The organism is Kitasatospora sp. NPDC001261, from assembly GCF_042896795.1.
Lineage (GTDB): Bacteria > Actinomycetota > Actinomycetes > Streptomycetales > Streptomycetaceae > Kitasatospora.
Genome location: NZ_JBIAXP010000001.1, coordinates 352,665 through 378,778, shown reverse-complemented (window position 1 = coordinate 378,778; position 26,114 = coordinate 352,665). Strand labels below are relative to the sequence as shown.

The 26,114-nt window shown below is 74.0% G+C and carries 26 protein-coding genes; 16 read left to right on the top strand and 10 right to left on the bottom strand.

Annotated elements, in window-relative coordinates:
- Window positions 1-219 precede the first annotated feature (219 nt).
- From ACFY4B_RS01715 to ACFY4B_RS01690, 6 genes are all read left to right on the top strand, one after another.
- On the top strand, window positions 220-861 hold the full coding sequence (locus tag ACFY4B_RS01715) for an HAD family hydrolase (RefSeq protein WP_387966211.1): 642 nt from the start codon (window positions 220-222) through the stop codon (window positions 859-861).
- A gap of 168 nt (window positions 862-1,029) precedes the next feature.
- Window positions 1,030-1,746 (top strand): VIT family protein, encoded by a 717-nt coding sequence (locus tag ACFY4B_RS01710; RefSeq protein WP_380742248.1) that lies wholly within the window; start codon window positions 1,030-1,032, stop codon window positions 1,744-1,746.
- Window positions 1,747-1,889: 143 nt separating this feature from the next.
- Window positions 1,890-4,424 (top strand): ATP-dependent Clp protease ATP-binding subunit, encoded by a 2,535-nt coding sequence (locus tag ACFY4B_RS01705; protein ID WP_387966300.1) that lies wholly within the window; start codon window positions 1,890-1,892, stop codon window positions 4,422-4,424.
- Between the two features lie 103 nt (window positions 4,425-4,527).
- Complete coding sequence (locus ACFY4B_RS01700; RefSeq protein ID WP_387966210.1) at window positions 4,528-5,772, top strand: sensor histidine kinase; 1,245 nt, start codon at window positions 4,528-4,530, stop codon at window positions 5,770-5,772.
- Complete coding sequence (locus ACFY4B_RS01695; RefSeq protein WP_380742244.1) at window positions 5,769-6,446, top strand: response regulator; 678 nt, start codon at window positions 5,769-5,771, stop codon at window positions 6,444-6,446. Before ACFY4B_RS01700 ends, ACFY4B_RS01695 begins: the two co-directional genes overlap by 4 nt.
- 165 nt (window positions 6,447-6,611) lie before the next feature.
- Window positions 6,612-6,923 (top strand): SHOCT domain-containing protein, encoded by a 312-nt coding sequence (locus ACFY4B_RS01690; protein ID WP_117487545.1) that lies wholly within the window; start codon window positions 6,612-6,614, stop codon window positions 6,921-6,923.
- 129 nt (window positions 6,924-7,052) lie between these two features.
- On the opposite strand, the gene ACFY4B_RS01685 is transcribed toward ACFY4B_RS01690, so the two are convergent.
- The 3 genes from ACFY4B_RS01685 to ACFY4B_RS01675 all read right to left on the bottom strand — a co-directional run bounded on the left by ACFY4B_RS01685 (window position 7,053) and on the right by ACFY4B_RS01675 (window position 8,737).
- Window positions 7,053-7,937, bottom strand: a complete 885-nt coding sequence (locus tag ACFY4B_RS01685) for a metallophosphoesterase family protein (protein ID WP_387966209.1) — start codon at window positions 7,935-7,937, stop codon at window positions 7,053-7,055.
- 248 nt (window positions 7,938-8,185) lie between these two features.
- On the bottom strand, window positions 8,186-8,524 hold the full coding sequence (locus tag ACFY4B_RS01680; RefSeq protein ID WP_387966208.1) for a DUF4190 domain-containing protein: 339 nt from the start codon (window positions 8,522-8,524) through the stop codon (window positions 8,186-8,188).
- Window positions 8,525-8,581: 57 nt separating this feature from the next.
- Window positions 8,582-8,737, bottom strand: coding sequence for a hypothetical protein (locus tag ACFY4B_RS01675; protein ID WP_158077657.1), 156 nt, complete (start codon window positions 8,735-8,737; stop codon window positions 8,582-8,584).
- 120 nt (window positions 8,738-8,857) lie between these two features.
- Here ACFY4B_RS01675 and ACFY4B_RS01670 point away from each other — a divergent pair, with 120 nt between their 5' ends.
- The 6 genes from ACFY4B_RS01670 to ACFY4B_RS01645 all read left to right on the top strand — a co-directional run bounded on the left by ACFY4B_RS01670 (window position 8,858) and on the right by ACFY4B_RS01645 (window position 15,779).
- Window positions 8,858-9,487 carry a TetR family transcriptional regulator gene (locus ACFY4B_RS01670; protein ID WP_049654505.1) on the top strand — a complete coding sequence of 210 codons (630 nt, stop codon included), beginning with the start codon at window positions 8,858-8,860 and terminating at the stop codon, window positions 9,485-9,487.
- A gap of 149 nt (window positions 9,488-9,636) precedes the next feature.
- Window positions 9,637-10,500 carry a serine protease gene (locus ACFY4B_RS01665; RefSeq protein WP_074000795.1) on the top strand — a complete coding sequence of 288 codons (864 nt, stop codon included), beginning with the start codon at window positions 9,637-9,639 and terminating at the stop codon, window positions 10,498-10,500.
- A gap of 295 nt (window positions 10,501-10,795) precedes the next feature.
- Window positions 10,796-12,316, top strand: coding sequence for a S28 family serine protease (locus ACFY4B_RS01660; RefSeq protein ID WP_053112204.1), 1,521 nt, complete (start codon window positions 10,796-10,798; stop codon window positions 12,314-12,316).
- Window positions 12,317-12,476: 160 nt separating this feature from the next.
- Complete coding sequence (locus ACFY4B_RS01655) at window positions 12,477-13,190, top strand: TetR/AcrR family transcriptional regulator (RefSeq protein ID WP_387966207.1); 714 nt, start codon at window positions 12,477-12,479, stop codon at window positions 13,188-13,190.
- Entirely contained in the window at window positions 13,174-14,808 is a 1,635-nt protein-coding gene (locus ACFY4B_RS01650) for an acyl-CoA dehydrogenase family protein (protein ID WP_387966206.1), read from the top strand. Before ACFY4B_RS01655 ends, ACFY4B_RS01650 begins: the two co-directional genes overlap by 17 nt.
- Window positions 14,805-15,779, top strand: coding sequence for an amidohydrolase family protein (locus tag ACFY4B_RS01645; protein WP_387966205.1), 975 nt, complete (start codon window positions 14,805-14,807; stop codon window positions 15,777-15,779). The genes ACFY4B_RS01650 and ACFY4B_RS01645 overlap by 4 nt, the downstream gene beginning before the upstream one ends.
- Here ACFY4B_RS01645 and ACFY4B_RS01640 read toward each other — a convergent pair whose 3' ends face one another.
- The gene (locus ACFY4B_RS01640; protein WP_387966204.1) at window positions 15,780-16,583 is read right to left on the bottom strand and encodes an inositol monophosphatase family protein; all 804 of its coding nucleotides are present in this window, start codon (window positions 16,581-16,583) and stop codon (window positions 15,780-15,782) included.
- A gap of 115 nt (window positions 16,584-16,698) precedes the next feature.
- On the opposite strand from ACFY4B_RS01640, the gene ACFY4B_RS01635 reads away from it, so the two are divergent.
- Together ACFY4B_RS01635 and ACFY4B_RS01630 are read left to right on the top strand one after the other, a co-directional pair.
- Window positions 16,699-17,691, top strand: coding sequence for an Lrp/AsnC family transcriptional regulator (locus ACFY4B_RS01635; protein ID WP_387966203.1), 993 nt, complete (start codon window positions 16,699-16,701; stop codon window positions 17,689-17,691).
- 196 nt (window positions 17,692-17,887) lie between these two features.
- A complete protein-coding gene (locus ACFY4B_RS01630) occupies window positions 17,888-18,322 on the top strand; it encodes a hypothetical protein (protein ID WP_387966202.1) in 435 nt (144 codons plus the stop codon).
- Here the strand turns inward: ACFY4B_RS01630 and ACFY4B_RS01625 are convergent.
- The 3 genes from ACFY4B_RS01625 to ACFY4B_RS01615 all read right to left on the bottom strand — a co-directional run bounded on the left by ACFY4B_RS01625 (window position 18,319) and on the right by ACFY4B_RS01615 (window position 20,674).
- Window positions 18,319-19,188 (bottom strand): helix-turn-helix domain-containing protein, encoded by an 870-nt coding sequence (locus ACFY4B_RS01625; protein WP_387966201.1) that lies wholly within the window; start codon window positions 19,186-19,188, stop codon window positions 18,319-18,321. The two genes, ACFY4B_RS01630 and ACFY4B_RS01625, sit on opposite strands and share 4 nt — an antisense overlap.
- Before the next feature lie 120 nt (window positions 19,189-19,308).
- On the bottom strand, window positions 19,309-19,791 hold the full coding sequence (locus tag ACFY4B_RS01620; protein ID WP_380664762.1) for a hypothetical protein: 483 nt from the start codon (window positions 19,789-19,791) through the stop codon (window positions 19,309-19,311).
- A gap of 175 nt (window positions 19,792-19,966) precedes the next feature.
- Window positions 19,967-20,674 (bottom strand): 4'-phosphopantetheinyl transferase family protein, encoded by a 708-nt coding sequence (locus ACFY4B_RS01615; RefSeq protein WP_387966200.1) that lies wholly within the window; start codon window positions 20,672-20,674, stop codon window positions 19,967-19,969.
- A gap of 319 nt (window positions 20,675-20,993) precedes the next feature.
- Between ACFY4B_RS01615 and ACFY4B_RS01610 the strand changes: the two genes are divergently transcribed.
- Window positions 20,994-22,442 (top strand): choice-of-anchor A family protein, encoded by a 1,449-nt coding sequence (locus tag ACFY4B_RS01610; RefSeq protein WP_380742222.1) that lies wholly within the window; start codon window positions 20,994-20,996, stop codon window positions 22,440-22,442.
- Window positions 22,443-22,580: 138 nt separating this feature from the next.
- Here the strand turns inward: ACFY4B_RS01610 and ACFY4B_RS01605 are convergent, their stop codons facing one another.
- The gene (locus tag ACFY4B_RS01605) at window positions 22,581-23,210 is read right to left on the bottom strand and encodes a TetR/AcrR family transcriptional regulator (protein ID WP_387966199.1); all 630 of its coding nucleotides are present in this window, start codon (window positions 23,208-23,210) and stop codon (window positions 22,581-22,583) included.
- Between the two features lie 76 nt (window positions 23,211-23,286).
- On the opposite strand from ACFY4B_RS01605, the gene ACFY4B_RS01600 reads away from it, so the two are divergent.
- Window positions 23,287-24,231 (top strand): hypothetical protein, encoded by a 945-nt coding sequence (locus ACFY4B_RS01600; protein WP_387966198.1) that lies wholly within the window; start codon window positions 23,287-23,289, stop codon window positions 24,229-24,231.
- A gap of 13 nt (window positions 24,232-24,244) precedes the next feature.
- Here ACFY4B_RS01600 and ACFY4B_RS01595 read toward each other — a convergent pair whose 3' ends face one another.
- Together ACFY4B_RS01595 and kynU are read right to left on the bottom strand one after the other, a co-directional pair.
- A complete protein-coding gene (locus ACFY4B_RS01595) occupies window positions 24,245-24,742 on the bottom strand; it encodes a hypothetical protein (RefSeq protein WP_387966197.1) in 498 nt (165 codons plus the stop codon).
- Between the two features lie 141 nt (window positions 24,743-24,883).
- Window positions 24,884-26,110 (bottom strand): kynureninase, encoded by a 1,227-nt coding sequence (kynU, locus tag ACFY4B_RS01590; RefSeq protein ID WP_387966196.1) that lies wholly within the window; start codon window positions 26,108-26,110, stop codon window positions 24,884-24,886.
- Between the last annotated feature and the right edge of the window lie 4 nt (window positions 26,111-26,114).

Below are 26,114 nucleotides of genomic sequence, written 5' to 3'. Positions count from 1 at the left end.
CTGGCCAGGGTGGTAGGGCGGCTTGTCACATTTCGAACATTGCAATCGAACGCTGAGGTTGTTATTCGAACGCCAGCCGGGAATGTGCCGTTTTGGCCCCCGGGTCCGCCCGGCGGGCCGATTCTGCCCCTTCTGGCCGGTAACGGACCAGGACCGCCGCCCGGTCCTCGTGCCGCACCCGCTCCGGGGGCCGGCGATCCCGGGTGATAGGGAGGTGGGATGGCTGAGGTGGCTGAGGTGGCGTTCGACGCGGTGCTGTGCGATGTGGACGGCGTGATCCGGTTCTTCGACGGGAACCGGGTGGCCGCGCTGGAGCGGGCGGCGGGACTGGCGGAGGGGAGCACGGCGGAGGTCGGGTTCGCGCCGGAGAACGACCTCCCGCTGCTGCTCGGGCGGATCGGGAAGGCCCAGTGGGTGGACTCGATCGCGCGGGGGCTGGCCGGCCGGGTGACGGACGCACAGGCGCGCGCCCTGGCACAGGCGTTCGCGGACTCGCCGTTCCGGGCGGACGCGGCGGTGGTGGGGCTGCTGCGGCGGGCCCGGGAGCACTGCCGGGTGGTGCTGGTGACCAACGCGACAGCGTGGCTGGACGAGGACCTGGCGCTGCTGGGGCTGACGGACCTGGCGGACGAGGTGGTGAACAGCTCCCGGGTGGGCAGTGCCAAGCCGGACCGGCGGATCTACGAGATCGCCGCCGAGCGGGCCGGGGCGGCGCCCGAGCGGTGCCTGTTCGTCGACGACCGCCAGGAGAACGTGGACGCGGCGGTGGCGCTGGGCATGACCGGGGTGCGCTACCGGGGGCCGGAGGACCTGCGGCGGGCGCTGGCGGCGGTGCTGGACGGGCGGGGGGTGTCGGGCTGACGGGGTGCTGGGCTGAGGGGGTGCTGGGCTGAGGGGGCTCGGGTCGGCGGGCGGTGCTCGGGCTGAGGGGGCTCGGGTCGGCGGGCCGTGCTCGGCGGCGGGTGGCGGGGCCGGGGGCGCCGGGCGAGGATCGGGGGGACCGGTCGGATCCCTGGGAGCGGTGGGCGGATGGCTGAGCAGGTCGGGGCGCAGGCCGGGGGGTCGCGGGCGGAGCTGTCCTCGCGCCTGAACTGGCTGCGCGCGGCCGTGCTGGGGGCCAACGACGGCGTGGTGTCGACGGCGGGCATCCTGACCGGCGTGGCGGGTGCGGCGGGCTCCCGGACGGCGCTGCTCGCGGCCGGGGTGGCCGGGCTGCTGGCCGGGGCGATGTCGATGGCGGCCGGCGAGTACGTCTCGGTCAGCACCCAACGGGACACCGAGCGGGCCGCGTTGGCGCGGGAGCGGCGGGAGCTCGCGGAGGACCCGGAGGGGGAGCTCGACGAGCTGACCGACTACTACCGGGGCAGCGGGCTGGCGGACGGCCTGGCCCGGGAGGTGGCGACGGCGCTGACCGAGCGGGACGCGCTGGCCGCCCACGCGCAGACCGAACTCGGCATCGACCCCGACGTGTTGACCAACCCCTGGGAGGCGGCACTGGCCAGCGCGGCGGCGTTCACCCTGGGCGCGCTGGTGCCGCTGCTGGCGGTGCTGCTGCCGCCGGAGTCGTGGCGGCTGGTGGTGACGGTGGTGGCGGTGGTGGCCGCGCTGACCCTGTCGGGCTGGGCGAGCGCCCGGCTGGGGGGAGCCGGTCCGGCCCGGGCGGTCCTGCGCAACGTCGTGGGCGGGTTGCTGGCGATGGCGGTGACGTACAGCGGTGGCGTGCTGCTGGACCAGGTCACCGGGTGATCGCGCCCCCGGCCGTACGGGCGGACCGTGGCGGCGGGGCCCGGGCACGCCGGGTGACGGCCCCGGTCGGCTCGACGGGCGGGCCCGTCCGGCCTGTGTTTGTGTGGCTGCAAACCGCTTGGGAGAGGTGACTTGCCGTGACCATGCCCCCGTTCGGATCGAACGATCCGTTCTCCGACCTGCTCAGCCGGTTCTTCGGGATGAGCCCGATGGCCTCCCCGCCCGCCGTGCAGCGGGTGCCGATCGGGCGGCTGCTCAGCGAGTCCTCGCAGGAGCTGCTCGCGCTGGCCGCGCAGCGGGCGGCCGAGGACGGCTCCAGCGACCTCGACACCGCGCACCTGGCCTGGGCGGCCACCCGGGTGGACCCCTCGCGCCGGATGCTGGAACGGGCCGGCATCGACCCGGACCGGCTCTCCGGCGACCTGGAGCACGCCCTGCCGTCCGGCAACCCCGACACGGTGGACGGCCGGCCGGCGCTCACCCCCTCGGCCAAGCGCGCGCTGCTCGCCGCGCACGCCCGCTCGCAGGAGGCCGGGGCCTCGTACATCGGCCCGGAGCACATCCTCGGCGCGCTGCTCGACCAGGAGCGCTCGGGCGCCGGGGTGGCGCTGCGCAACGCGGCGCCCTCGCAGGAGGCGCTGAAGTCGGTGCTGGAGGGCCGCGGCACCGGCGGCGAGCGCAGCAGTACGGGCGCCCACCCGAGCGAGACGCCGACGCTGGACGAGTACGGGCGCGACCTCACCGAGGAGGCGCGCTCGGGCCGGCTGGACCCGGTGGTGGGCCGGGCCGAGGAGATCGAGCAGACCGTCGAGATCCTCTCCCGGCGGACCAAGAACAACCCGGTGCTGATCGGTGAGCCGGGCGTCGGCAAGACCGCGATCGTCGAGGGCCTGGCCCAGCGGATCGTCTCCGGGGACGTGCCGCAGAGCCTCAGGGAGAAGCGGGTGGTCACCCTCGACCTGACCGCGCTGGTGGCCGGCTCCAAGTACCGGGGCGAGTTCGAGGAGCGGCTGAAGAACGTGATCGACGAGGTCACCGCGGCCGAGAAGAGCGTGATCCTGTTCCTGGACGAGCTGCACACCGTGGTCGGCGCGGGCGGTGGAGGCGAGGGGTCGATGGACGCCGGCAACATCCTCAAACCGGCGCTCGCGCGCGGTGAGTTGAGCGTGGTCGGCGCGACCACCCTGGACGAGTACCGCAAGCACGTGGAGAAGGACGCCGCGCTGGAGCGCCGCTTCCAGCCGGTGCTGGTGCCCGAGCCGAGCGTCGAGGAGACGATCGAGATCCTCCAGGGGCTGCGCGACGCGTACGAGGCGCACCACCAGGTGCGGTTCACCGACGAGGCGCTGGACGCCGCGGCGACGCTCTCCGACCGGTACGTCAGCGACCGCTTCCTGCCCGACAAGGCGATCGACCTGCTGGACCAGGCCGGTGCGCGGGTCCGGCTGCGCAGCCTGAGCGGCTCCACCGAGGCGACCGGGGTGCGGGACCGGATCACCAAGCTGAAGCGGGAGCTGGACGAGGCCGTCGCGGACGAGGAGTTCGTCCGGGCCGCCAACCTGAAGACCGAGCTGCGGCAGACCGAGGACGAGCTGGCGACGGTCGCCGAGTCCCGCGAGGAGGTCGTCGACGTGACGGCCGACGACATCGCGCAGGTGCTCTCCTCCCGGACCGGCATCCCGGTCGCGGAGCTGAACGCGACGGAGAAGGAGCGGCTGCTCAAGCTGGAGGACCACCTGCACCAGAAGGTGATCGGCCAGGACGAGGCGGTCACCGCCGTCTCCCAGGCGGTGCGCCGCGGCCGGGCCGGGATGGGCGACCCGGAGCGCCCGACCGGCTCCTTCCTCTTCCTCGGGCCGACCGGCGTCGGCAAGACCGAGCTGGCGAAGGCGCTGGCGGCACTGCTGTTCGGCGACCCGGACCGGATGATCCGCTTCGACATGAGCGAGTTCCAGGAGAAGCACACCGTCTCCCGGCTGGTCGGCTCCCCGCCCGGGTACGTCGGCTATGAGGAGGCCGGGCAGCTGACCGAGGCGGTGCGCCGCAAGCCGTACAGCGTGCTGCTCTTCGACGAGGTGGAGAAGGCCCACCCGGACGTCTTCAACCTGCTGCTCCAGGTGCTGGACGACGGGCGGCTGACCGACTCCCAGGGGCGTACGGTCGACTTCCGCAACACCGTGGTGATCATGACCAGCAACATCGGCTCGCAGCGGATCCTCGACCACGCGGGCAACGTGGACGAGATCCGAGACGACCTGATGCGGGATCTGCGGCAGCACTTCCGGCCGGAGTTCCTCAACCGGATCGACGAGGTGATCGTCTTCCACGCGCTCACCCGGAAGGACCTGCTGTCGGTGGTGGACCTGCTGCTGGAGCGCAGCCGGCGGCGGCTACGGGCCCAGGACGTCCGGCTGGAGGTCACCGAGGCGGCCAAGGAGTACCTGGTCAACCGGGGCTACCAGCCGGAGTTCGGGGCCCGGCCGCTGCGCCGGACGATCCAGTCGGAGCTGGACAACCGGATCTCCAACCTGCTGCTGGACGGTTCGGTGCGGGAGGGGGACACCCTGATCGCGGAGGTGAGCGACGGGGAGCTGGTGGTCACGCTGGCGCGGCCGGAGGCCTCGGCGACCTTCGAGGAGGCGGAGGCGAAGGCCGCCGCCGCTGCCGCCGAGGGCTGATCCGGTCGCGGCGGGCCTGGTTCGGGCGTACTCCAGGGGGAGTACGCCCGAACGCCACTGCTGGAGGACGCGTACGGGCGCGGCGCGGGTCTAGCTTGTGGGCATGATGCCGCCCACCTCCCCGCCGACCGAGCCGCCCGTGGCGGAGCAGCCGCCGGGGGAGCCGCCCGAGCCGCCGCGCCCGCCGTGGGCGCGCGCGGCCGCAGTGGGCCACGCGCTGGGGCCGGCGGTGGCGGTCGCGGCGATCCAGGTGGTCGGCTCGACCGTCGCCGCGCACGGCCAGCACGGGCGGGTCCCGCTGGACGCCCTCGGCTACCTCCTGCTGCTGCTCGGGCCTGCCCTGCTGGTGCTGCGCGGCCGCCGGCCGGTCGCGGTGGCGGCCGGCACCTCGGTGGTCACCGCCGGGTACCTGGCCGCCGGGTACCCGTACGGGCCGGTCTTCGTGAGCTGGCTGATCGCCTGCTGCGCGGCGATCGGCTCCGGGCACCGCCGGGCGGCCTGGACGGGCGCGGCCGGGGTCTACCTGGTGCACCTGCTGGGCGCCTTCGTGCTGCCGGCGAGCTGGCAGCGCGCCGCCCCGCCGTCCGGCAGCGTCTGGCCGCAGGAGCTCGGGCTGCTGGCCTGGCTGCTGCTGGTGATGGCGGGCGGCGAGCTGGTCCGGTTCCGGCGCGAGCGGATCGCCGCCCACCGGGCCTACCGGCAGCAGCTGGAGGAGCGCCGGGCCAACGAGGAACGGCTCAAGATGGCCCGGGAGTTGCACGACATCCTGGCGCACAGCCTGTCGCTGATCAACATCCAGGCCGGGGTCGCGCTCGCGCTGCTCGACCGGCGGCCGGAGGAGGCGCGCGGGGCGCTGGTCACCATCAAGTCGACCAGCAAGGAGGCGCTCGGCGAGGTCCGCCAGGTGCTCGCGACGCTGCGCGGGCCCGGCGCGCCGCCGCGCGGGCCGGCCCCGGGGCTGGACCGGCTGGACGAACTCACCGAGCAGGCGGACCGGGTGGGCCTGGAGGCGGAGGTGCAGGAGCGCGGCGAGCGGCGCGCGCTGTCCGCCGCCGTCGACCTCACCGCCTTCCGGATCGTCCAGGAGGCGCTCACCAACGTGGTCCGGCACTCGGCGGCCCGGCAGGCGGTCGTGGTGCTGGACTGGACGGACCGGGCCGTGCTGGTGGTCCGGGTGGAGGACCCGGGGCCCGCGGTGCCCGGTGACGCGGGCGGGTCGGGCAGCGGGCTGGTCGGGATGCGGGAACGCGCGGCGGCGTTCGGTGGCACCATCACGGCGGGGCCGCTGCCCGACGGCGGCTTCCGGGTCCGGGCGGAGCTGCCGACACCGAAGGCGGAGAGCGATTGATTCGGGTACTGCTGGCGGATGACCAACTGCTGGTCAGGGCGGGCTTCCGGGCCCTGCTGGACCTCCAGGACGACCTCACGGTGGTCGGCGAGGCGGACGACGGCGAGGCGGCGGTTCGGCTCGCCCGCGAACTCGTGCCGGACGTCGTGCTGATGGACATCCGGATGCCGCGGATGGACGGGCTGGAGGCGACCAGGAGGATCGCCGAGGACCCGGCGCTGTCCTCCGTGCGGGTGGTCGTGCTGACCACCTTCGAGCTGGACGAGTACGTCTTCGAGGCGCTGCGCTCCGGGGCGGCGGGCTTCCTGGTCAAGGACACCGAGCCGGCCGACCTGCTGCGGGCGGTCCGGGTCGCCGTCGCGGGGGACGCGCTGCTCTCGCCGGGGGTCACCCGGCGGCTGATCGGCGAGTTCGCCGCCCGGTCGAAGCGGCCCGAGGCCGTGCCGCAGGGGCTCTCGGACATCTCGATGCTGACCGAGCGGGAGCGCGAGGTGCTGGCGCTGGTCGGGATGGGGCTGTCCAACGAGGAGATCGCCCGGCGGCTGGTGGTCAGCCCGCTGACGGCGAAGACGCACGTCAGCCGGGCGATGGTGAAGCTCGGGGTGCGGGACCGGGCGCAACTGGTGGTGCTGGCCTACGAGTCGGGGCTGGTGCGGCCGGGCTGGCTGGGCTGAGGGCTGCTCCCGGGCCGGAGCGTCGCGGGTGGTTCGTACTCTCCCGGGAGTATCCCAACTGCCGCTGCTGGTAGGACGCGCGATGAGGGTCTTCGGCGGGACGCTTCAGGTGTCTCGGGAACCGCCCGAGGTGCTGGAAGCCCACCACCGAGGAGTTGAACCACCATGTACACCCAGCTGGCCGACTGGCACGGCCCGGGCCCGTGGATCCTGCTGATCCCCCTGGTCTGGATCGCCGTGGTGGTCCTGGTGATCGCGGTCCTGCGCCGCACGGTCTGGCGGCGGCACGGCTGCGGGTACGGCGCCAGGGCCGGGTTCGGGCCCGGATCGGGAGCCGGGGCCGTCGCGGAGCATCCGCTGGCCGTCCTGGGCCGCCGCTACGCCGAGGGCGACATCGACGCCGAGGAGTACCGCGCCAAGCGGGCCGTGCTCAGCGAACCGCCGCGGGGCGACCCCGGAGGAGGTGGCGCCAAGTGACCGCCCCGGGCGTCGTACGGGGCGCCGCCGCCCGGGTGGCCGACGACCGGGTCGCCGACGCCGTGGAGGTCCACGGCGTCGGCGGCACCGGGGGCCGGCAATCCGGCCGCGTGACGGCGGGCCGGAGGCTCAGCCCGCCTGCTGCGGGAAGACCTCCCGCAGCAGCGGGTCCGGCAGTCCGCGCTTGCGCCACTCGCGCGGGTAGCCGAGCGAGACCTCCGTGAACGGGACGCCGTCGTAGGTGGTTCGGCGCGGGATGTGGAGGTGGCCGTAGATCATCGCCGCGGTGTTGAACCGGGTGTGCCAGTCGGCGGTCAGCTCGGTCCCGCACCACTGGGCGAACTCGGGGTACCAGAGGATCTCGGTGGGCTGACGGACCAGCGGGTAGTGGTTGACCAGGACGAGCGGGATGTCCGGGTCGCAGGCCGCCAGTCGCTTCTCGGTCAGCCGGATGCGCTCGCGGCACCAGGAGTCGCGGTCCGGGAACGGGTCCGGGTAGAGCATCCGCTCGTCCGCGCAGACGATGCCGCTCTCGTAGGCGGCCGCCAGGGAGGCCTCCTTGGTGGTCGTGCCCGGCGCGCGGAAGGTGTAGTCGTAGAGGAGGAAGAGCGGGGCGATGCGGACGGGTCCGCCGGGGCCCTCCCAGACCGGGTACGGGTCCTCGGGGGTCACCACACCGAGCCGGCGGCAGCGTTCCACCAGGTGCTCGTAGCGGGCCACTCCGCGCAGCTGGACCGGGTCCTCGGGGTGGGTCCACAGCTCGTGGTTGCCGGGCACCCACACCACGCGGGCGAAGCGTTCGGCGAGCAGGCCGAGGGCCCACTCGATGCTGGTCGTGATCTCGGCGACGTCACCGGCGACGAGCAGCCAGTCCCCGGGGTGGGAGGGCTGGAGCTTCTCCACCAGGTCGCGGTTCTCCTGGTAGGAGATGTGCAGATCGCTCACGGCGAGCAGCCGTCCACCCGTCGGGGTGGTCCGTTCCGGCTGTGCCTCGCTGCGGTTCTCCGTAGTCACTCCTGCCCCCTGAGGTCGCCTGGCCAATGGGGCCCACCCTACGTGGCGGGCGGGGGGAGTGGGGCGGGTTGACGGGATCAGTCGTTCGAACCGTCGGTTCAGGAGCCGAGGTCAGCCCGGCGATTCACCGGTGGTTCACCGGCGGGTCAGGGCCGGGACGGTGGATCGGGAGCCGAGCGGAAGGCGGGCTGAGGACAGGAGGCTGGATCAGGGGCCAGGAGCAGAAGGGGAGTTGGGGTCGAGCCGGTTCAGGAGCTGATGTCGATGAGCACCCCGTGGGAGGTGGTGGTGGTGACGGCGAGGATCGCCAGCGAGGCGATGCCGAGGGTCAGGCCGAGGACGGCGCGGCCGCGCCGGTTGGTGCCGCGGACCAGGGCCAGGGTGGCCAGGGTGATGGCGATCGGCCCGAGGACGATGTTGAACAGCAGCAGGCCGGGCAGGCCGAGGAGGAAGGAGGCGACAGCGAGGCCGTCGGCCTCGGCGGTGCCCTGACGGCCGGCCGCCTGACGGGCAGTCTGCTGGGCCTGGCGCTCCGGGCGGTCAATGTTCTGGCGGCCGGTGGCGATGCGGTCGGTGACGGTGCTCATGGTGGTGCGGGTCCTCTCTGGAGAGTGGCCGCGGGTGCGGTCCGCGGAGCGGCCGGGTCAGCGGTGCCGGAGGCGGGCGATGCCCTCACGGGCGCCGAAGGCGAGCAACCAGGCGGTGATGCCGGCGGAAGCGGCGAGGAAGACCGGGAGCGAGGTGTGGGCGGCGGTGCCGATCAGGATGCCCATGGCGACCAGGGCGGAGAGCAGGATCACGGCTGACTCCTTCGGCTGCGGCGGGGACTGCGCCGATTTCGGTTGACAAGTGTTCACTGACTTCGGCCCCACTCTACGCTCGGCTGGCCAAGTTCGGCAAACGAATGTTTACTGAATGGCGTGAGTCACACCGTTGGGGCCAGACAGGCCCAGAAGCAGCAGAGTCGGCGGGCCCTGCTGGACGCCGGGCTGCACCTGTTGGCCGATCAGAACCTGGCGAGCCTGGGCGTCCGCGAGGTCACCCGCGAGGCGGGGCTCTCCCCGGCCGCCTTCTATCGGCACTTCCCGGACCTCGCCGCCCTCGGGGTGGCGCTGGTCGAGGAGTCGCTGGCCAGCCTGCACGTCATGATCCGTTCGGTGCTCGCCGAGGCCGGCGACGCCGAGGAGCTGATCGACCGCGCGGTGGACGTGATCGAGCGGCACGTCCGCGAACACCGGCCGCACGTCCGCTTCCTGGCGCGCGAGCGGCACGGCGGGGTGCGGCGGGTGCGCGAGGCGATCGACGCCGAACTCGGCCGCTTCGCCGCCGAGGTGGGAGCCGCCCTGGCGCTGCAGCCGCAGTCGCGGGGGTGGAGCGAGCAGGACCTGCGGATGCTCGCCGAGCTGTACGTCGACCACATGGTCTCCACGGCCGCCGCCTTCCTGGAGGCGCTGGAGACGGACCCGGCCCGGGAGCGGCGGATCGCCGCCACCGCGCGCCTCCAACTGCGCCTGATCAGTCTCGGTCGGGAGCACTGGCAGGCGGGTTGACCGTCCGGGAGTTGGCCGGGTGGCGACGATAACCGGTCATTGCGGCTTGGGCGGTTCTTGGTGTTGCTTTGACTCTTGACAGTGGGTCATGTCCGCGACAGCTTTGGTGCACCCCCACCAGTGGATCCCCCCACATCGAGAGGTCTCTCATGAAGAAGCCGCTCAAGCCGCTCATAGGCACGGTCGCCGCGCTCCTGGTCGCCGGGGCCACCGCCCTCGGCGGAGCCGCTCCGGCCCAGGCCGCGGCCTCCGCCGACAAGTCCGCCGCCAAGCCCGTCACCGCCGTCAACTTCGCCGGGACGGTCGCCCTCAGCAACTGCTCCGGTTCGCTGGTGCGGATGCCCGGCTCGACCGCGAACGACCCGGCCCTCATACTCTCCAACGGCCACTGCCTGGAGACCGGCATGCCCGGTCCGGGCGAGGTGGTCCTCAACCGGTCCTCCAGCCGGACCTTCACCCTGCTCAACGGGAGCGGCAGCGGTGTCGCCACGCTGCGCGCGAACAAGATCGTCTACGGCGCGATGACCGACACCGACGTGTCGATCTACCAGCTGAACACCACCTACGCCTCGATCCAGTCCCGGTACGGCATAGCCCCGTTGACGATCGCCGCCACCCACCCGGTCCAGGGCACCTCGATCAAGGTCGTCTCCGGCTACTGGAAGAAGATCTACTCCTGCTCGGTGGACGGCTTCGCCTACCGGCTGAAGGAAGCCGACTGGACCTTCAAGGACTCGGTCCGCTACACCTCCACCTGCAACGTGATCGGCGGCACCTCCGGCTCGCCGGTGGTCGACGCCTCGACCGGCCAGGTGGTCGCCGTCAACAACACGATCAACGAGAGCGGCGAGACCTGCACCCTGGACAACCCCTGTGAGGTGGACCAGAACGGCGCGGTGACGGTCCGTCCGGGCATCGGCTACGCCCAGGAGACCTACGGGATCCCGGCCTGCTTCGCCGCCGGCAACCGCTTCGACCTCACCCTCGCCGGCTGCACCCTGCCCCGCCCGTAAGCCACCAGGGCAACCGCGCTGACCAGCACTTTTCCCCCGATGGGCCATCCGCGAACGGCGGGTGGCCCATTCGGCCGTCCATCGGTCGGCCACCGCTCCACCCGGCTCCACCCGGCCGTCCGACGGTCGGCCACCGCTCCACCAGTTCCACCGCGCTCCACCCGCACCATCCGCTCCACCCCGTTCCACCAGTTCCACCAGTTCCACCGCGCTCCACCCGCACCATCCGCTCCACCCGCGCCGCGCGGCCGTACCGGCGGGCGGCGATCATGTCAGCTGAACAGATGGAGAGTTGATGACCACCACCGTGAGAAGGCTGCTGGCTTCCGCCCTGCTGATACCGCTGCTCGCGCTCGGCGGCCTGGCGAGCCCGGCGTCCGCCGCCGACGGCCAGGGCGCGCAGGGTGCCCAGGGGGCGCAGGGTGACCAGGGCAAGGGGTCCCGCCACGGCCGGAGCCCCGCCGACGACCCGACCGCCGACATCAAGGACCGCCTGGCGGCGATCCCCGGCGTGACGATCACCGAGGAGAAGCCGACCACCACCGGTCACCGCTACTTCGTCGCCACGTACACCCAGCCGATCGACCACTTCCGGCCCTGGCTGGGCACCTTCCAGCAGCGCTTCAGCCTGCTGCACCGCGGCTACGACCGCCCGACCGTCTTCTACACCAACGGCTACACGCTGGGCACCAACCCGTCCCGCACCGAGCCGACCCGGCTGGTGGACGGCAACCAGGTGTCCATCGAGTACCGGTTCTTCACCCCCTCCCGCCCGGAGCCGGCGGACTGGTCGAAGGCCGGCATCCGCCAGGGCGCCGCGGACTCGCACCGGCTGGTGACCGCGCTCAAGCGGATCTACCAGGAGGAGTGGCTGTCCACCGGCGCCAGCAAGGGCGGCATGTCCTCCACCTACTTCCGCCGCTTCTACCCGGACGACGTGGCCGGCACGATCGCCTACGTCGCGCCGAACAACACGAACGTCAACGACTACCAGGCGTACAGCGATTTCTTCCGGACCGTCGGCACCCCCGAGTGCCGGGCGAGGCTGAACGCCGCCCAGCGCGAGCTGCTGGTGCGCCGTGACCGCCTGGTGCCCCGCTACGTCGCCGACAACAAGGCGTCCGGCTCCACCTTCAACACCCTCGGCTCCCCGGACCGCGCGTACGAGGCCGGCGTGCTGGACGTGGTCTGGGGCTTCTGGCAGTACAGCCTGGAGGCCGACTGCGCCAAGGTCCCGGTCGCCGCGACCGCGACCGACGACGAGCTGTACGCCTGGTTCGACTCGCAGTCCGGCATCACCGGCAACAGCGACCAGTCGCTGGCGAAGTACACCGCGTACTACTACCAGGCCGCGACCGAGCTGGGTGCGCCGTTCTTCGACGTCTCGCACCTGAAGGACGTGCTGCACTACGACTACAAGGAGCTCTACTCGGTCCGCAGCTACGTGCCGAAGGAGATCCCGACCGTCTTCAACCCGAACGCGATGCCCGACATCGACCGCTGGGTGAAGCGCGAGGGTGAGCGGATCATGTACGTCTACGGCGGCAACGACCCGTGGGGTGCCAAGCCGTTCCACCTCGGCCGGGGCAGCGAGGACAGCTACGTCTACACCGTGCCCGGCGGCAACCACGGCTCGAAGATCGAGCAGCTGCCCGCCGCGCAGTCGGCGGAGGCCACCGCCAAGGTGCTGGAGTGGGCCGGTCTGGGCGACGCGAACGCCGCCCGCTCGCTCGCCAAGACGCCGCAGCCGGGCTCGGACTTCGGCCCGCTGGACGTCGAGGGCCAGCGGCTGGAGCAGGAGCGCCGCCCGCTGTAGCGCTCGCGCTCGCGCTAGGCAGGTCGCACCACCACGCACGAGGAGGAGGCCGTCCCGGAACCCGGGGCGGCCTCCTCGCGTCGTCCCGCGCCCCGCCGGCGGGAAGGTCGGGCCGCCCCAGCCCCTCCCCGAAGCAGTGAATCAGTGCTTCAATGCTTGCATGGCCTACCGACGCACGCCCGCCGTACAAGCCCGCCTGGACGCCCAGCGCGAAGCGGTGCTCCAGTCGGCGGTCGGCCTGCTCGCCGAGCGCGGCTACGGCGGCTGCACGATGGCCGCCGTGGCGGACCGAGCCGGGATCGCCACCGGCAGCCTCTACCAGCACTTCAGCGGCAAGGCCGAGCTGTCGGTGCAGCTGTTCCGCCGGGTGGTCACGCACGAGATCGACGCGGTCAACGCCGCCGTCGCCCGCCAGGACACCCCGCGGAGGCGGATCGCCGCCGTGGTCGAGACCTTCGCCGCCCGCGCCCTGCGCGCGCCCCGGCTGGCGTACGCGCTGCTGGTCGAGCCGGCCGACGCGGTCGTGGACGAGGAGCGCCTGGTGTTCCGGCGGGCGTTCCGGGACGTGATCGCCACCGAGATCGCCGCCGCCGTGGCGAGCGGCGAACTGCCCGAGCAGGACCCGGTGCTGACCGCCGCCGCCCTGGTCGGCGCGGTCGGCGAGGCCCTGGCCGGCCCGCTCGCCGCCGCACCCGGAACAGCCGTACCCGGAACAGCCGCGTCCGGAGCCGCTGCCACACCCGGAGCGGCCGAGACCGGAGCGGCCGGGACCGGAGCCGCCGAGCCCGAACAGAGCGACAAGACCACGGTGGTCCCCGCCCTGGTCTCCTTCACCCTGCGTGCCCTGGGAGGACGCGATGACAGCGACGCATGAGGTCACCAACCAGGTGCCCCTGCCGTACGGACACGACACCGCCGCCGACCCCACCCTGCTCGCCGCCCTCCAGCGGGCCGACGCCGGCTGGGCCGAGCCCGAGCTGCGCGAGCTGGGCCGGCTGGCCGGTTCCGAGCAGGCCGCCGAGTGGGCCCGGCTGGCCAACGAGAACCCGCCGGTGCTGCGCACCCATGACCGCTTCGGCCACCGGATCGACGAGGTCGAGTTCCACCCGGCCTGGCACGAGCTGATGCGCACCGCCGTCGGGTACGGCCTGCACGCCGCCCCCTGGCGCGACGAGCGCCCCGGCGCCCACTCCGCCCGCGCCGCCCGGTTCTTCGTCTGGGGCCAGGTCGAGGCCGGCCACACCTGCCCGATCTCGATGACCTACGCCGCCGTCCCGGCCCTGCGCGCCAACCCGGCCCTGGCCGCCGAGTTGGAGCCGCTGCTGGCCGCCCGGGAGTACGACTACGGGCTGCGCGAGCCGCGTACCAAGCGCGGGCTGATCGCCGGCATGTCGATGACCGAGAAGCAGGGCGGCTCGGACGTCCGCACCAACACCACCACCGCCACCCCGCAGGCCGACGGTACCTACCGGCTCACCGGCCACAAGTGGTTCACCTCGGCGCCGATGTCCGACCTCTTCCTGACCCTCGCCCAGGCCCCGGGCGGCCTCAGCTGCTTCGTGCTGCCGCGCGTCCTGCCGGACGGCGGCCGCAACCGCCTGCAGCTGATGCGGCTCAAGGACAAGCTCGGCAACAAGTCCAACGCCTCCGCCGAGCTGGAGTACGACGGCGCGGTCGGCTGGCTGGTCGGCGAGGAGGGCCGGGGCGTCCCGACCATCATCGAGATGGTCAACATGACCCGCCTGGACTGCACCGTCGGCGCGGCCTCCGGCATGCGCTACGGCGCCACCCGGGCGGTGCACCACGCCCTGCACCGGCGGGCGTTCGGCAAGGCGCTGGTCGACCAGCCGCTGATGCGCAACGTGCTCGCCGACCTGGTGGTGGAGTCCGAGGCGGCCACGATCGTCGCGATGCGGCTCGCCCGGGCCACCGACCGCGCCCTGGCCGGCGACGAAACCGACGCGCTGGTCCGGCGGTTGGGCCTCGCGGTGGCCAAGTACTGGGTGTGCAAGCGCGGTCCGGCGCACGCCGCCGAGGCGCTGGAGTGCCTGGGCGGCAACGGCTACGTGGAGGAGTCCGGGATGCCCCGGCTCTACCGGGAGGCGCCGCTGGTGTCGATCTGGGAGGGCTCCGGCAACGTCGCCGCCCTGGACGCGCTGCGCGCCATGGCCAAGCGCCCGGAGACCGTCGAGGCCTTCCTCGGCGAACTCGACGCCGCCGCCGGCGCGGACCGCCGGCTGGACGCGGCCGTCGCCGCGCTGCGCAAGGAGCTGACCGACCCGGGGGACCTGGAGTACCGCACCCGCCGGCTGGTCGAGTCGATGGCGCTGGCCCTCCAGGGCTCGCTGCTGGTCCGGTACGGCAGCCCGGCGGTCGCCGACGCGTTCTGCGCGAGCCGGCTCGGCGGCGACCACGGCGCGGCCTTCGGCACCCTGCCGTCCGGCGTCGACACCGGGGCGATCATCGACCGCGCCCGCCCGGTGATCGCGTGAGCGACCGGGAGGCGGAGGGCGTCCGGGCGTTCTGGCAGGGCCTCGGCCTGCCGGGGCTGATCGACGTGCACACCCACTTCATGCCGAAGAACGTCCTCGACAAGGTGTGGGCGTACTTCGACGCGGCCGGTCCGCTGGTGAACCGCCCGTGGCCGATCACCTACCGCGAGGCCGAGGAGCAACGGGTCCGGCGGCTGCGGGACTTCGGCGTCCGGGCGTTCACGTCCATGCTCTACCCGCACAAGCCCGGCATGGCCGGCTGGCTGAACGGCTGGGCCGCCGACTTCGCCGCCCGCACCCCGGAGTGCCTGCACACCGCGACCTTCTTCCCCGAGCCCGGGGCGCCCGGCTACGTGGCCCGGGCGATCGAGGACGGCGCCCGGGTGTTCAAGGCGCACCTCCAGGTCGGCGGCTACGACCCGGCGGACCCGCTGCTGGACGGGGTCTGGGGGCTGCTCGCCGAGACCGGCACCCCGGTGGTCACCCACTGCGGGTCCGGGCCGGTGCCGGGCAAGTTCACCGGCCCCGGCCCGATCGGCGCGGTGCTGGAGCGGCACCCCGGCCTGGTCCTGGTGGTCGCCCACCTCGGGATGCCCGAGTACCGCGACTTCCTCGACCTGGCCGAGCGCCACCCGGCCGTCCGGCTGGACACCACCATCGCGTTCACCGACTTCGCCGAGGCCGACGTCCCGTTCCCGCGCGCGGAACTGCCGCGCCTGCGCGGGCTGCGGGAGCGCGTCCTGCTCGGCAGCGACTTCCCCAACATCCCCTACCGGTACGTCCACCAGCTGGAGGCGCTGGCCGGGCTGGGGCTGGGGGAGGAGTGGCTGCGGGCGGTCTGCCACGACAACGCGGCCGCCCTCTTCGGACTCGGACCGGGCCCCGAACCGCGACCGGAACCGCGACCGGAACCGCGACCCGAACCGGGGTCCGAACCGGGGTCCGAAGCGGGGCCCGAGCCGAGGGGCTGATCACCGCACCGTCCGCAGCACCTCCAGCGCCCTGGCGTGCAGCCCGGGCGCGGCGGCGAGGAAGCCGTCGGAGCCGGCCGTCCAGGCCGCCCCGGCGGCGTCCGTCACCGTGGCGCCCGCCTCGCGCGCGATCAGCGCGCCGGGCAGCAGGTTGCCCGCGTCCAGGCCGTACTCCCAGAACAGCGCCAGGTGCCCGGAGCCGACCTGGGCCACCTGGAGCGCGGTCGGGCCGAGGTTGCGCACCGCCAGGACGGCGCCCGCCATCGCGGACAGCGACTCGCCGGCCCGGCGCAGCGCCACCGGGTCGGCGGCCACCCGGGGCGGCTGGCTGGTGGCGGCGACGGTGACGGCCAACTCCCGTTCCAGGGGCGCGATCGGCCGCCCGTCCAGCTCGGCCCCGCCGCCGAGCACCGCCCGGTAGGTACGGCCGTCCTGCTCCGGGGCGTGCACCACGGCCAGCACCGCCGCGCCGTCCCGCACCAGCGTGGCGGTCACCGCCCAGTGCGGCTGCCCGAGCAGGTACTGCACCGCGCCGTCGGTCGCGTCGCACAGCCACCACTCGCCCTCGGCGGGCACCGGGCCGTCCAGTTCCTCGGACACCCAGCCGGCCCGGGGGCGCAGCGCCGTCAGCCGCTCCCGCAGGGCGGCGGCCGCCGGGCCGTCCAGCTCGGCGAAGCGGGCCGCCGCCTCCTCGACGGTCCGCGCCGTGACCGGCTCGGCGGACCGGCGTGCCGCCAGCCCCGCACCGACCTCGCGCACCGCGGCCTCCACGTCCTCCGCCAGCCTCCACAGCCCGTCCGTCACGGTGACTCCTCCTCGCTCCGGGCCGGTGTCCGCTCCGGCCGCCCGGGACAAGGAGTACCGTCAGGGCTGCCGAAGAGGACGCAGCAGCCGCCGGAAGTGGCGGGGATCGGACACCATGGACCTCTCCACCGCCGATCCGGACAGCGTGCTGGACACCCTCGACCGCCGCCTGGTGTGCGCCCTCCAGGTGGACGGACGGGCCGAGCCCGGCCGGATCGCCGAGGTGCTGGGCGTCTCCGCCCGGACGGTCACCCGCCGGCTGGGCCGGATGCGGCAGGCCGGGGTGCTGCGGGTGGTCCGGCTGCCGGATGTCGAGGACGCCGCCGTGGGCGCGCTGCTGCTGCGGGTCCGGGTGCTGAGCGGCCGGGTGGACGCCATCGCGCGGGCCCTCGCCGACCGCCCCGACGTGCCGTTCGTCGACGTGATGCTCGGCGGCCACGAGGTCGGCGCCGTGGTGCTCACCGACGCCGGCTCCCGCGACCGGCTGCTGTACGGGCAGCTGCCCGCGACCGGCGCCGTCACCGAGACCACCACCCACGCGGTGCTGCACGCCTTCGCCGACGCCGGGCAGTGGCGGGCCGGGTACCTGACCGGGGAGGAGGCCGCCGCGCTCGCCCGGCCCGCCGTCCTGCGCCCCGCCGCGCCCCCGCCGCTGGACGATCTCGACCGCGCGCTGCTGGAGCGGCTCGGCGAGGACGCCCGGCAGTCCCACGCCGTACTGGCCGCGGCGGTGGGCGCGCCCGAGTCCACGGTGCGCTGCCGGCTGCACCGGCTGGACGGGGCCGGGCTGCTGCGCACCCACGCCACCGTGGACCCGCGGCTGCTCGGCCTGGCCGTGGACGCCAACCTCTGGCTGGACGTGCCGCCCGGCCGGATCGCCGAGGTCGGCACGGTGCTGGCCCGCCACCCGCGGGTGCACGGGGTGTTCGCCACCAGCGGCCCGGCCAACCTGCTGGCCACGGTGTTCTGCCCGGACCACGGTGAGCTGTACCGCTTCCTCACCGACACCCTCGGACCGCTCGGCGTCACCCGGGCCGAGACCACCATCACCGCCCGCGCGGTGAAGCGGGCGGGCGTCCTGCTCCGGCAGCCACCCCGGCGGCCGTAGCCCGACTGCTCGTGGCCCAGCGGCCGTAGCCCGCGTTGCCCGTGGCCCGGCGGCCGTAGCCCGACGCCCGTGCCCGTGCGGGCGCCCGCCCTTACCTGCGGGGTAATCGACGCCCGCCGCCGGGCCGGGCAGGGTGGGGGCACCCGGTGCGGCCGCCACGGTCCCGGGGCCCACCCCCGACAGGAGGCGATCCGCCATGTCCGCCCACGCGAACACCCTCAGCCCCGCCCGGCCCGGTTCCGTCTTGTCGCCGTGGACGGTGCGCGGCGCCCTGACCCTGGACGCCCTGGTGACCGGCGGCAACGGCCTGGCCTACCTGGCCTTCTCCGGTCCGCTCGGCGAGCTGCTCGGCGCGGGCCGCACCACCCTGGTCGAGGTCGGGCTGCTGCTCCTCGGGTACGCCCTCGCGGTCGGCGCGCTGGCCGCCCGGCGGCAGCCGCCGGGGCCGGGGGTGCGGGCGGTGATCGGCGTCAACCTGGCCTGGGTGGTGCTCAGCCTGGTCGCGATGGAGGTGTGGCTGGAGCCGACCACCGCCGGGTTCGTCTGGATCCCGGTGCAGGCCGCGGCGGTGGCCCTGTTCGCCGTCCTCCAGTTCACCGCCCTGCGGCGCCGGGCCCGGCAGCAGGGCTAAGGCGTGTCGGGCACGACCTGACGCTCGGGGCCGACCACGGACTGCAGGAACCGCACCGTCTCCGCGTCGGCCGGCAGGAAGGTCTCCATGGCCAGCTCGGAGACGGTGACGTCCAGCGGCGTGTTGAAGGTCGCGATGGTGGAGAGGAAGGAGAGCACCCGCTCCTCGTACCGGATCCGCAGCGGCAGCGCGAACGGGGACCCGTACGCGGCCGGCCCGTCCACCCGGTCGTCGGCCGGCTCGTCCGCCGGGTCGCCGGCCGGTTCGGGGTAGCCGCGGACCTCCTCGTACAGCCGGCGCAGCGGCTCGGCGCGGACCAGCTCCAGCTGCCGTTCCATCCGCTCCAGCAGGTGCCGCCGCCACTGCCGCAGGTTGACGATGCGCGGCGCGAGCCCGTCCGGGTGCAGGGTGATCCGGATCGCGTTGAACGGCGGCTCCAGCAGGTGCGGGGCGACGCCGGCCAGGAGCAGCCCGAGCGAGCGGTTGGCCGCCAGCACCCGGAAGGACCCGTCGACCACGACCGCCGGGTACGGGTCGTGGGCGGCCAGCAGCCGCTCCAGCCCGCCGCGCAGCGCGGCCATCGACGGGTCGTCCAGCGGTGTCTCGGGGTAGTGCGGGGCGTAACCGGCCGCCAGCAGCAGGGCGTTGCGCTCGCGCACCGGGACGTCCAGCTCCTCGGCCAGCCGCAGCACCAGCTCCCGGCTGGGGCGGGAGCGGCCGTTCTCGACGAAGCTGAGGTGGCGGGCCGAGGAGTCCGCTCGCAGTGCCAGTTGCAGCTGGCTGAGCTGCCGTCGTACCCGCCAGCCGCGCAGCAGCGGACCGACGCCGGTTCCCGTCGGGCTGCCCATGCCCGCCATGATCGTCATGGCCCAGGACGGTACTCGAACCACCCCGGTCGGCGGGAGGGGGCGCGGGGGACCAGGCGACAAGGAGCCCGGGGCCCGGGGGATCAGGGCTGGGGGATCAGAGCCCGGGGGATCCGGGGCTCAGACGCCGGTGCTGGACCCCGGGCGGATGACCATGAGCACCACGACCACGGCCCACAGCAGGTTGAACACCCCGGCGGTCATCGGCAGCAGCTTCAGGCCGCCGACGGCCTTGGCGTGCTGCTCGTCCGACGGGTCGAGTTCGAGCGCGTCCACGGCGGCCTGCTGGCCGGGCAGCACGAAGAGCAGGAGGGAGAGCGCGGCGATCGCGGTCAGCACCATCGAGACGATCACCCAGGACTGCCCGAGCACGTCCATCACCTGGGCCAAGCCGATGCCCAGCACCGGCACCGCGACCCCGAGCAGCGCGTAGACCTGGGTGATCCGGTGCAGCACCCGCAGCACGCCGGCGTCGGAGGCCCGGTCCGGTCCGCCCGCCAGCGCGGCCTTCGCCCGGCGCGGGAACATGCTGACGGCCACCGCGACCGGGCCTATGAACAGGACCGACACGAGGACGTGCAGGCTCAGCAGGAACTTGGCCATGGCGGGGCACCCTCTTGAATTCCGGTGGGCAGCTGGTCGGCTGGGGGCGGGGCGCACGCGATCGGCGGGCCCACGACCAGGCACGCTAACACCGCTTATTCACCGGCCCACCGCGCGGGTGGGCGCCGGAGCCCGCCGCCGGAGCCCGCCGATGCCCGGCGCCCCGCCCCTTCGCTCAGCCGGCCGCCGTGAGCTCCACGATCCGGGGCGGGGCGGTGCTGACGGCCGCGACGGCGGCGGCGTGCTCCGGGTCGGTCCAGTCGAGCAGGTGCAGGTCCTCGTACCGGCTGCGCAGCGGGGCGCCCGGCGGGACGGTCAGCGGCAGGGCGGAGAGGTCGACCCGGCCGAGGGTGTCCAGGGTGGCCCGCCCGATCTTGATCAGCGACTCCTTGCGCACCCAGAGCCGCAGGAACGCCCGCTCCGACTCCGGGTCGGCCTCGACCAGGGCGAGCTCGGCCGGGGCGAGCACCCGGCGGGCGACCGAGCGCAGCGAGCCGCCCCGGGTGGACAGCTCGACGTCGACCCCGATCGGCTGGAACCCGGCGCCGGCCGCGACCACGCCCCGGGTGTGCGACAGGCTCACGTGCACCCCGGGGTGGTCCGGCAGGTAGGGCTTGCCGTGGTCGGCGAGCCCGCAGTCCGGGCACTGCTGGGCGAGGACGAGGCCGGCCACCGGCACGTCGAGCAGCCGGGCGGCGCAGAGCCGGACCAGGACGTGGCCGGCGGTGAAGTCGGTCCGCCCGGACTCGTGCCGGAAGCGCGCGGCGCGCTCCCGCTCCATGGCGGTCAGCAGGTGCTCGCCCGCCTCGGGGTGCCGCAGTACGGCGTCGGCGGACGCGACGGCGACGAGCGGCGCGCTCTGTTCCTGGGCCTCGGTGGTCATGCCTCCAACTTAGGGCCTGTCTTCGAACTCGCGTCTGCGGGGCGACGCCAGGGCACGCACCTCGAAGACACGCCCGAGGGCCTTGCCGTCCGTCGGCGCCCGCCCGAGGAAGCGCTGCTCCGTACGGATGAATTTCGGATCCGATCTGAGGGTCTGTAAAGTGCGGATGGTCCGTTTTGGGGTTGGATGTCCCGGATCTGTGAGATCGCCAGCAGATGGCACGGAACATGGCAGGTCGTCCCGGCCTGTCCTTTTCTCATGCACGGAGGAATTGTCGATGGGTCAGGCCACCGGTTCGCCGGATCACAGAACGACCGCCGTGAGAACACCGGCCACACGAAGGCGCCGGGCCGTCCGGGTGGCGGTGGCGACCGCCCTCACCGCGCTGCCGCTGGCCGCGGTGCTGACGGTCGGTTCCGCCGCTCCGCTGGCCCCGCCGCTGGGCGCCTGCTCGGGGCCCGACTGCCCCGCCACCTGGCCGCCGCCCAACAACGGCGACTTCCCCGGCCGCGACGCCACCATCAACGTCTTCACCGGCGGCGACTACACGGTGACCGGCCGCGCCGCGGAGGCCGAGGGCAAGATCGTCACGCTGGGGAACCTGACCGTCGACAAGAACGGCGGCGGCATCTACAACATGGGCGTCGTCGGCGTCGGCTCGCGCGTGGTACCGCCGAACGGCAGCGACTTCGTGACCACCGGCGGCAACGTCGACGTGCTGACCGGCAACGCGATCCTGATCGGCGGCAGCGACTCGCACGGCCCGGCCTTCGGCAACCTGCGCCACGCGGGCTCCGTCACCGGCACCGTGAACATCGACCCCACCGGCGAGTCGATCCAGGACCCGAACGCGGCCGCGCCCTACCAGTCGGTGCTGACCCAGATCGAGGAGGTCTCCGACTGCGTCGGCCGGGCCACCGCGACCGGCACCGTCGACATCTCCCCGAGCCAGGCGACCTTCACCGGTGACGGGACCAGCATGAAGCAGGTCTTCAACGTCACCCAGAACCTCGCCTCGCCGTCCGGCGGGCAGATCGGCCTGGTCTTCAACAACATCCCGGCCGGCGCCACCGTCGTGGTGAACATGCTCGGGGACAGCCCGATCATCAACACCTACACCGGCACCGGCCTGGCCGGGGACCAGACCACCGACATGCGCTCGAAGCTGATGTACAACTTCCCGACCGCGACCTCGGCGCAGATCCTCGGCAGCGCCCAGTTCCAGGGCTCGGTCATGGCCGGCAACCCGGGCGGCACCACGACCATCGCCCAGCCGGGCATGAACGGCCGGGTGTACCTGGCGGGCAACCTGGTCCACACCGGTACCGGTGGCTACGAGATCCACAGCTACCCGTTCGACGGCGACCTGCCGGACTGCGCCGTGACGCCCAGCCCGTCGCCGACCTCGCCGACGCCGTCCCCCTCGCCCACGTCCCCCTCACCGACCTCGCCGAGTCCGACGTCGCCGTCGCCGACCTCGCCGTCGCCGACGTCCCCGTCCCCGACCTCGCCGTCCCCGACGTCTCCCGCGCCGACCTCTCCGGCGCCGACCTCGCCGTCGGCCAGCGCGACGACGTCGAGCGCCGGTCCGGGCCCGACCAGCCACCACCCGACCAAGGCGCCGACCAGCCAGCACCCCGGTGGCGGTGAGCTGCCCTCCACCGGTGCGGGCAACGCCCCGGTGGTCTTCGGCCTGGCGGGCGTCGGCCTGCTCGGCCTCGGCGGTCTGGCCGTACTGGCCGCCCGCCGCCGCGGCCGCCACAGCTGACGGACCGTACCGCTGACGAACTGACGAACTGACGAACTGATCAGCCGGACAGCGGCGCAGGCCGCCCGAGTCGACCCCGACCGGGCGGCCTGCGCCGTTCCCGCCCCCGGCGCCGCGGGTTTCCCCCGGTCCGGCCGCCTACCGCCCGGCCGGGTAGTGGGCGAGGCCAGAGGCGAGCAGGCCGAAGGCGTGCCGCACCGCCGCCTCGACCCGGGTCCGTACCGCCTCGGCCGGCTCCCCGGCGACCATGGCCCGCCGGATCTCGCCGAGCACCGCCCGGTGGGCCCCCGCGACGGCTCCGGCCACGACCCGGGGGAGCGGGTCCTCCGGTGCGGCGCCCGATTCCTCGGCCAGGGCGGCCGCCAGCGCCGCCTCGGCCCGTTCGCCGAGCTCCAGCAGTCGGGCCCGCAGGGCGGCGCTGTCCTCGACGATCCGCCAGAACGCCGCGATCCCCGGGTTCAGTCCGACCGTCGGCTCGCCGCTCGCGAAGGCCGCCAGCAGGTCGGCCCGGACGGCGTCCACGGCCGAGCTGCCCGGGGGGCGGTGCCGGACCACCTCGGCCAGGTGGGCGACCACCTCCTCCTGGCGGTCGAAGAACAGGTCCTCCTTGGTCGGGAAGTAGTTGAAGACCGTGTTCGGCGAGACCCCGGCGGCCCGGGCCACCTCGACCACCGTGACCCGGTCGAAGCCGCGCTCGGCGAACAGGCCCATGGCGGTGTCGGAGAGCAGCTCCCGGGTCTGCTGCTTCTTGAGTTCGCGAAGTCCCATGGCCGGATCCTATCCGCCAATCATGGTGTCACTGAAAACTTGCAGTGACACCAAAAATATCCGCTACGGTGACGGCATGACCTTCACCTTCGGCATCTATCCCGGCGGGCTGGCGGGCGACGACACCGGCGTGATCACCCCCGCCCGCCCCGACGACCCGGCCCGGATCACCGCCGCCCTGCGCGAACTCCAGGGCGGTGCAGGGGAGTTCCTGGTCCGCGCCTACCGCTCGTACCCGGGCGGCGAGCACACCCCCGAGCGGCCCGAGCGGTACGCCGTCGACGGCCGCCGGCTCGACCTGGTGGTCCAGTACCGGGAGCGGAGCGGGGAGTTGGCGGGCTGGCTGGACTTCGTCCGGCGGACGGTCCGGACCGAGGGGCACCGCCTCGCCCTGCTCCAGATCTGCGAGGAGCCCAACCTGGACCTCCCGCCCGTGGACGGCAGCATCCCGAACGTCCGCCGGGCGCTGGTCGAGGGCGTGGTCGCGGCCAAGGAGGAGGCGCTGGCCCACGGATTCGACCGGCTGGCCGTCGGCTTCAACGCGGTGCCCTCCTTCGACCCCGCGGACACCTTCTGGACCGAGCTCGGGGAGCTCGCCGACGAGCGCTTCCACCGCGCCCTGGACTACGTCGGCCTGGACTTCTTCCCGGACGTCTTTCGCCCCGTCCAGCCGTCCCAACTCGCCGACGCGGTACGGGCGGTGCTCACCGGCTTCCGCCGGGACGCGCTGCCCCGGGCCGGGATCGGGCCGGACGTCCCGCTGCGGATCTGCGAGAACGGCTGGCCCACCGGCCCCGGGCGGAGCGAGGCGCGGCAGGCCGAGGTGGTGGCGGAGGTGGTCCGGACGGTCGCCGGGCTCGCCGCCGAACTCCACGTCACCGGTTACGCGTTCTTCGCGCTGCGCGACGCGGACAGTGCGGGTGCCGGGCTGTTCCCGCGCTTCGGCCTGCTGCGCGACGACTACACGCCCAAGCCGGCCTTCGCGGTCTACCGCGGGCTGGTCCAGGAGCTGACGAACTGACCTTCCGGCGAGGTTAGTTCGCCTCGAAGAAGCGCTCCACCGTGCGACGTCGCGCGGCGACGGCGTGCACCGGTTCGCCGATCACCCGGCCGGCCAGGGCGACGGCCAGCTCGCCGACGTCCTGCCGCAGCACGCGGGCCGCCTCGGCCCGGTCGGCGGCGATCCGGGCGCGGCCGGTGGTGAGCAGTTCGTCCCGGGTGCGGATGCCCTCCGCGCGGGCCGCGACCATCGCCGCCGCGCCGCGCTCGGCGTACTCCTCCCGGATCCGGGCCGCCTCGTGCCGTGCCTCGGCCAGCTCCAGCAGTCGGGCCTCCCGGGTGGCCTCGGCCTCGGCGAGCAGGGCCTCGGCGCGTTCGGCGCGGCCCTCGGTGGCCTCCCAGCGTTCGGACTGCACCCGTTCGATCCGCGGGAGCAGACGGCGGCCGAGCGCCCACATCAGCAGGAAGAGCAGTGCCAGGCCCAGCAGCAGCGGGGCCGGTTCGGGCTTGAGCGGGCCGAGTTCGAGGTTCACGCACGCCTCCCCAGGGTGTGACGTTCCGTCAGCCTTGAGCATCCCCAAGGACGACGGAGGTCGAACTCGGCCCGGGCATGAGCTGCGTCACGGCGGCCCCCGGGTCGTGCCGCCGCTCCGGGGGCCGGCCCTCCCGGCCGGCTACGTCACCTCGCCCCGGCGGGAGAAGCGCTCCGCCCGCCACTCGCCGCTCTCCAGCACCTCGGCCAACTGCCGGGCCGCGTCCCAGACCTCGGTGTACGACAGGTAGAGCGGCGTGAAGCCGAAGCGCATCAGGTCCGGCGCGCGGAAGTCGCCGATCACCCCGCGCTCGATCAGCGCCTGCACCACCGGGTAGCCGTCGGCGTGCCGCAGCGCGACCTGGCTGCCGCGCCGGGCGTGCTCGCGCGGGGTCGCCACCTCGACGCCGTCCAGGCCCTCGGTCAGTGAGATGAACAGGTCGGTCAGTGCCAGGCTCTTCGCCCGCACCTTCGCCAGGTCGACCCGCTCCCAGATGTCCAGCGAGGCGCCGAGGGCGGCCTGGCCGAGCAGCGAGGGCGAGCTGGTCAGGAACCGGCCGATGCCCGGCTTCGGCTCGTAGCCGGGCTCGAAGGCGAACGGCCGGGCGTGGCCGAACCAGCCGCTGAGCGGTTGGAACGGGCCGGCCGCCAGGTGCCGTTCGGCGACGTACAGGAAGGCCGGCGAGCCGGGGCCGCCGTTCAGGTACTTGTAGGTGCAGCCGATCGCGAAGTCCGCGCCGGCGGCGTCGAGTCCGACCGGCAGCGCGCCCACGGAGTGGCACACGTCCCAGATCATCAGGGCGCCCGCGGCGTGCACCCGGGCGGTGATCCCGGGCATGTCCAGCAGCTCGCCGGTGCGGTAGTCGACGTGCGAGAGGACGACCGCGGCGACGTCCTCGTCCAGGTGCCGGTCCAGCTCCTCGGGGCGGATCAGCGCGCTGCGCGCGCCCTCGACCAGGCCGGTCACGCCCTCGGCGATGTACAGGTCGGTCGGGAAGGCCTCGGCGTCGCCGAGCACCGTGCGCCGGCCCGGGCGCAGCCGCAGCGCGGCCGACAGCACCTTGAACAGGTTGACCGAGGTGGTGTCGCAGACGACCACCTCCGCCGGAGCGGCGCCGACCAGCGGCGCGATCCGCCGCCCCAGCCGGTACGGCTGCTCGAACCAGCCGGCGTCGTTCCAGCTGCGGATCAGCTCCCGGCCCCACTCCTCCTCGACCACCCGGCGCACCCGCTCGGGCGTGCGCGCCGGCAGCGCGCCCAGCGAGTTGCCGTCCAGGTAGACCACCCCGTCCGGCAGGGCGAACTCCTTGCGGAACGCCGCCAGCGGGTCGGCGGCGTCCAGCGCCGCGCAGTCCTCGCGCGTGGTCATTGCC

Coding starts and splice junctions, on each gene's coding strand:
- ACFY4B_RS01715 (WP_387966211.1), top strand. CDS start 220: ATGGCTGAGGTGGCTGAGGTGGCGTTCGACGCGGTGCTGTGCGATGTG.
- ACFY4B_RS01710 (WP_380742248.1), top strand. CDS start 1,030: ATGGCTGAGCAGGTCGGGGCGCAGGCCGGGGGGTCGCGGGCGGAGCTG.
- ACFY4B_RS01705 (WP_387966300.1), top strand. CDS start 1,890: ATGCCCCCGTTCGGATCGAACGATCCGTTCTCCGACCTGCTCAGCCGG.
- ACFY4B_RS01700 (WP_387966210.1), top strand. CDS start 4,528: ATGATGCCGCCCACCTCCCCGCCGACCGAGCCGCCCGTGGCGGAGCAG.
- ACFY4B_RS01690 (WP_117487545.1), top strand. CDS start 6,612: ATGTACACCCAGCTGGCCGACTGGCACGGCCCGGGCCCGTGGATCCTG.
- ACFY4B_RS01680 (WP_387966208.1), bottom strand. CDS start 8,524: ATGAGCACCGTCACCGACCGCATCGCCACCGGCCGCCAGAACATTGAC.
- ACFY4B_RS01665 (WP_074000795.1), top strand. CDS start 9,637: ATGAAGAAGCCGCTCAAGCCGCTCATAGGCACGGTCGCCGCGCTCCTG.
- ACFY4B_RS01660 (WP_053112204.1), top strand. CDS start 10,796: ATGACCACCACCGTGAGAAGGCTGCTGGCTTCCGCCCTGCTGATACCG.
- ACFY4B_RS01655 (WP_387966207.1), top strand. CDS start 12,477: ATGGCCTACCGACGCACGCCCGCCGTACAAGCCCGCCTGGACGCCCAG.
- ACFY4B_RS01650 (WP_387966206.1), top strand. CDS start 13,174: ATGACAGCGACGCATGAGGTCACCAACCAGGTGCCCCTGCCGTACGGA.
- ACFY4B_RS01635 (WP_387966203.1), top strand. CDS start 16,699: ATGGACCTCTCCACCGCCGATCCGGACAGCGTGCTGGACACCCTCGAC.
- ACFY4B_RS01630 (WP_387966202.1), top strand. CDS start 17,888: ATGTCCGCCCACGCGAACACCCTCAGCCCCGCCCGGCCCGGTTCCGTC.
- ACFY4B_RS01625 (WP_387966201.1), bottom strand. CDS start 19,188: ATGACGATCATGGCGGGCATGGGCAGCCCGACGGGAACCGGCGTCGGT.
- ACFY4B_RS01620 (WP_380664762.1), bottom strand. CDS start 19,791: ATGGCCAAGTTCCTGCTGAGCCTGCACGTCCTCGTGTCGGTCCTGTTC.
- ACFY4B_RS01615 (WP_387966200.1), bottom strand. CDS start 20,674: ATGACCACCGAGGCCCAGGAACAGAGCGCGCCGCTCGTCGCCGTCGCG.
- ACFY4B_RS01605 (WP_387966199.1), bottom strand. CDS start 23,210: ATGGGACTTCGCGAACTCAAGAAGCAGCAGACCCGGGAGCTGCTCTCC.
- ACFY4B_RS01600 (WP_387966198.1), top strand. CDS start 23,287: ATGACCTTCACCTTCGGCATCTATCCCGGCGGGCTGGCGGGCGACGAC.
- kynU (WP_387966196.1), bottom strand. CDS start 26,110: ATGACCACGCGCGAGGACTGCGCGGCGCTGGACGCCGCCGACCCGCTG.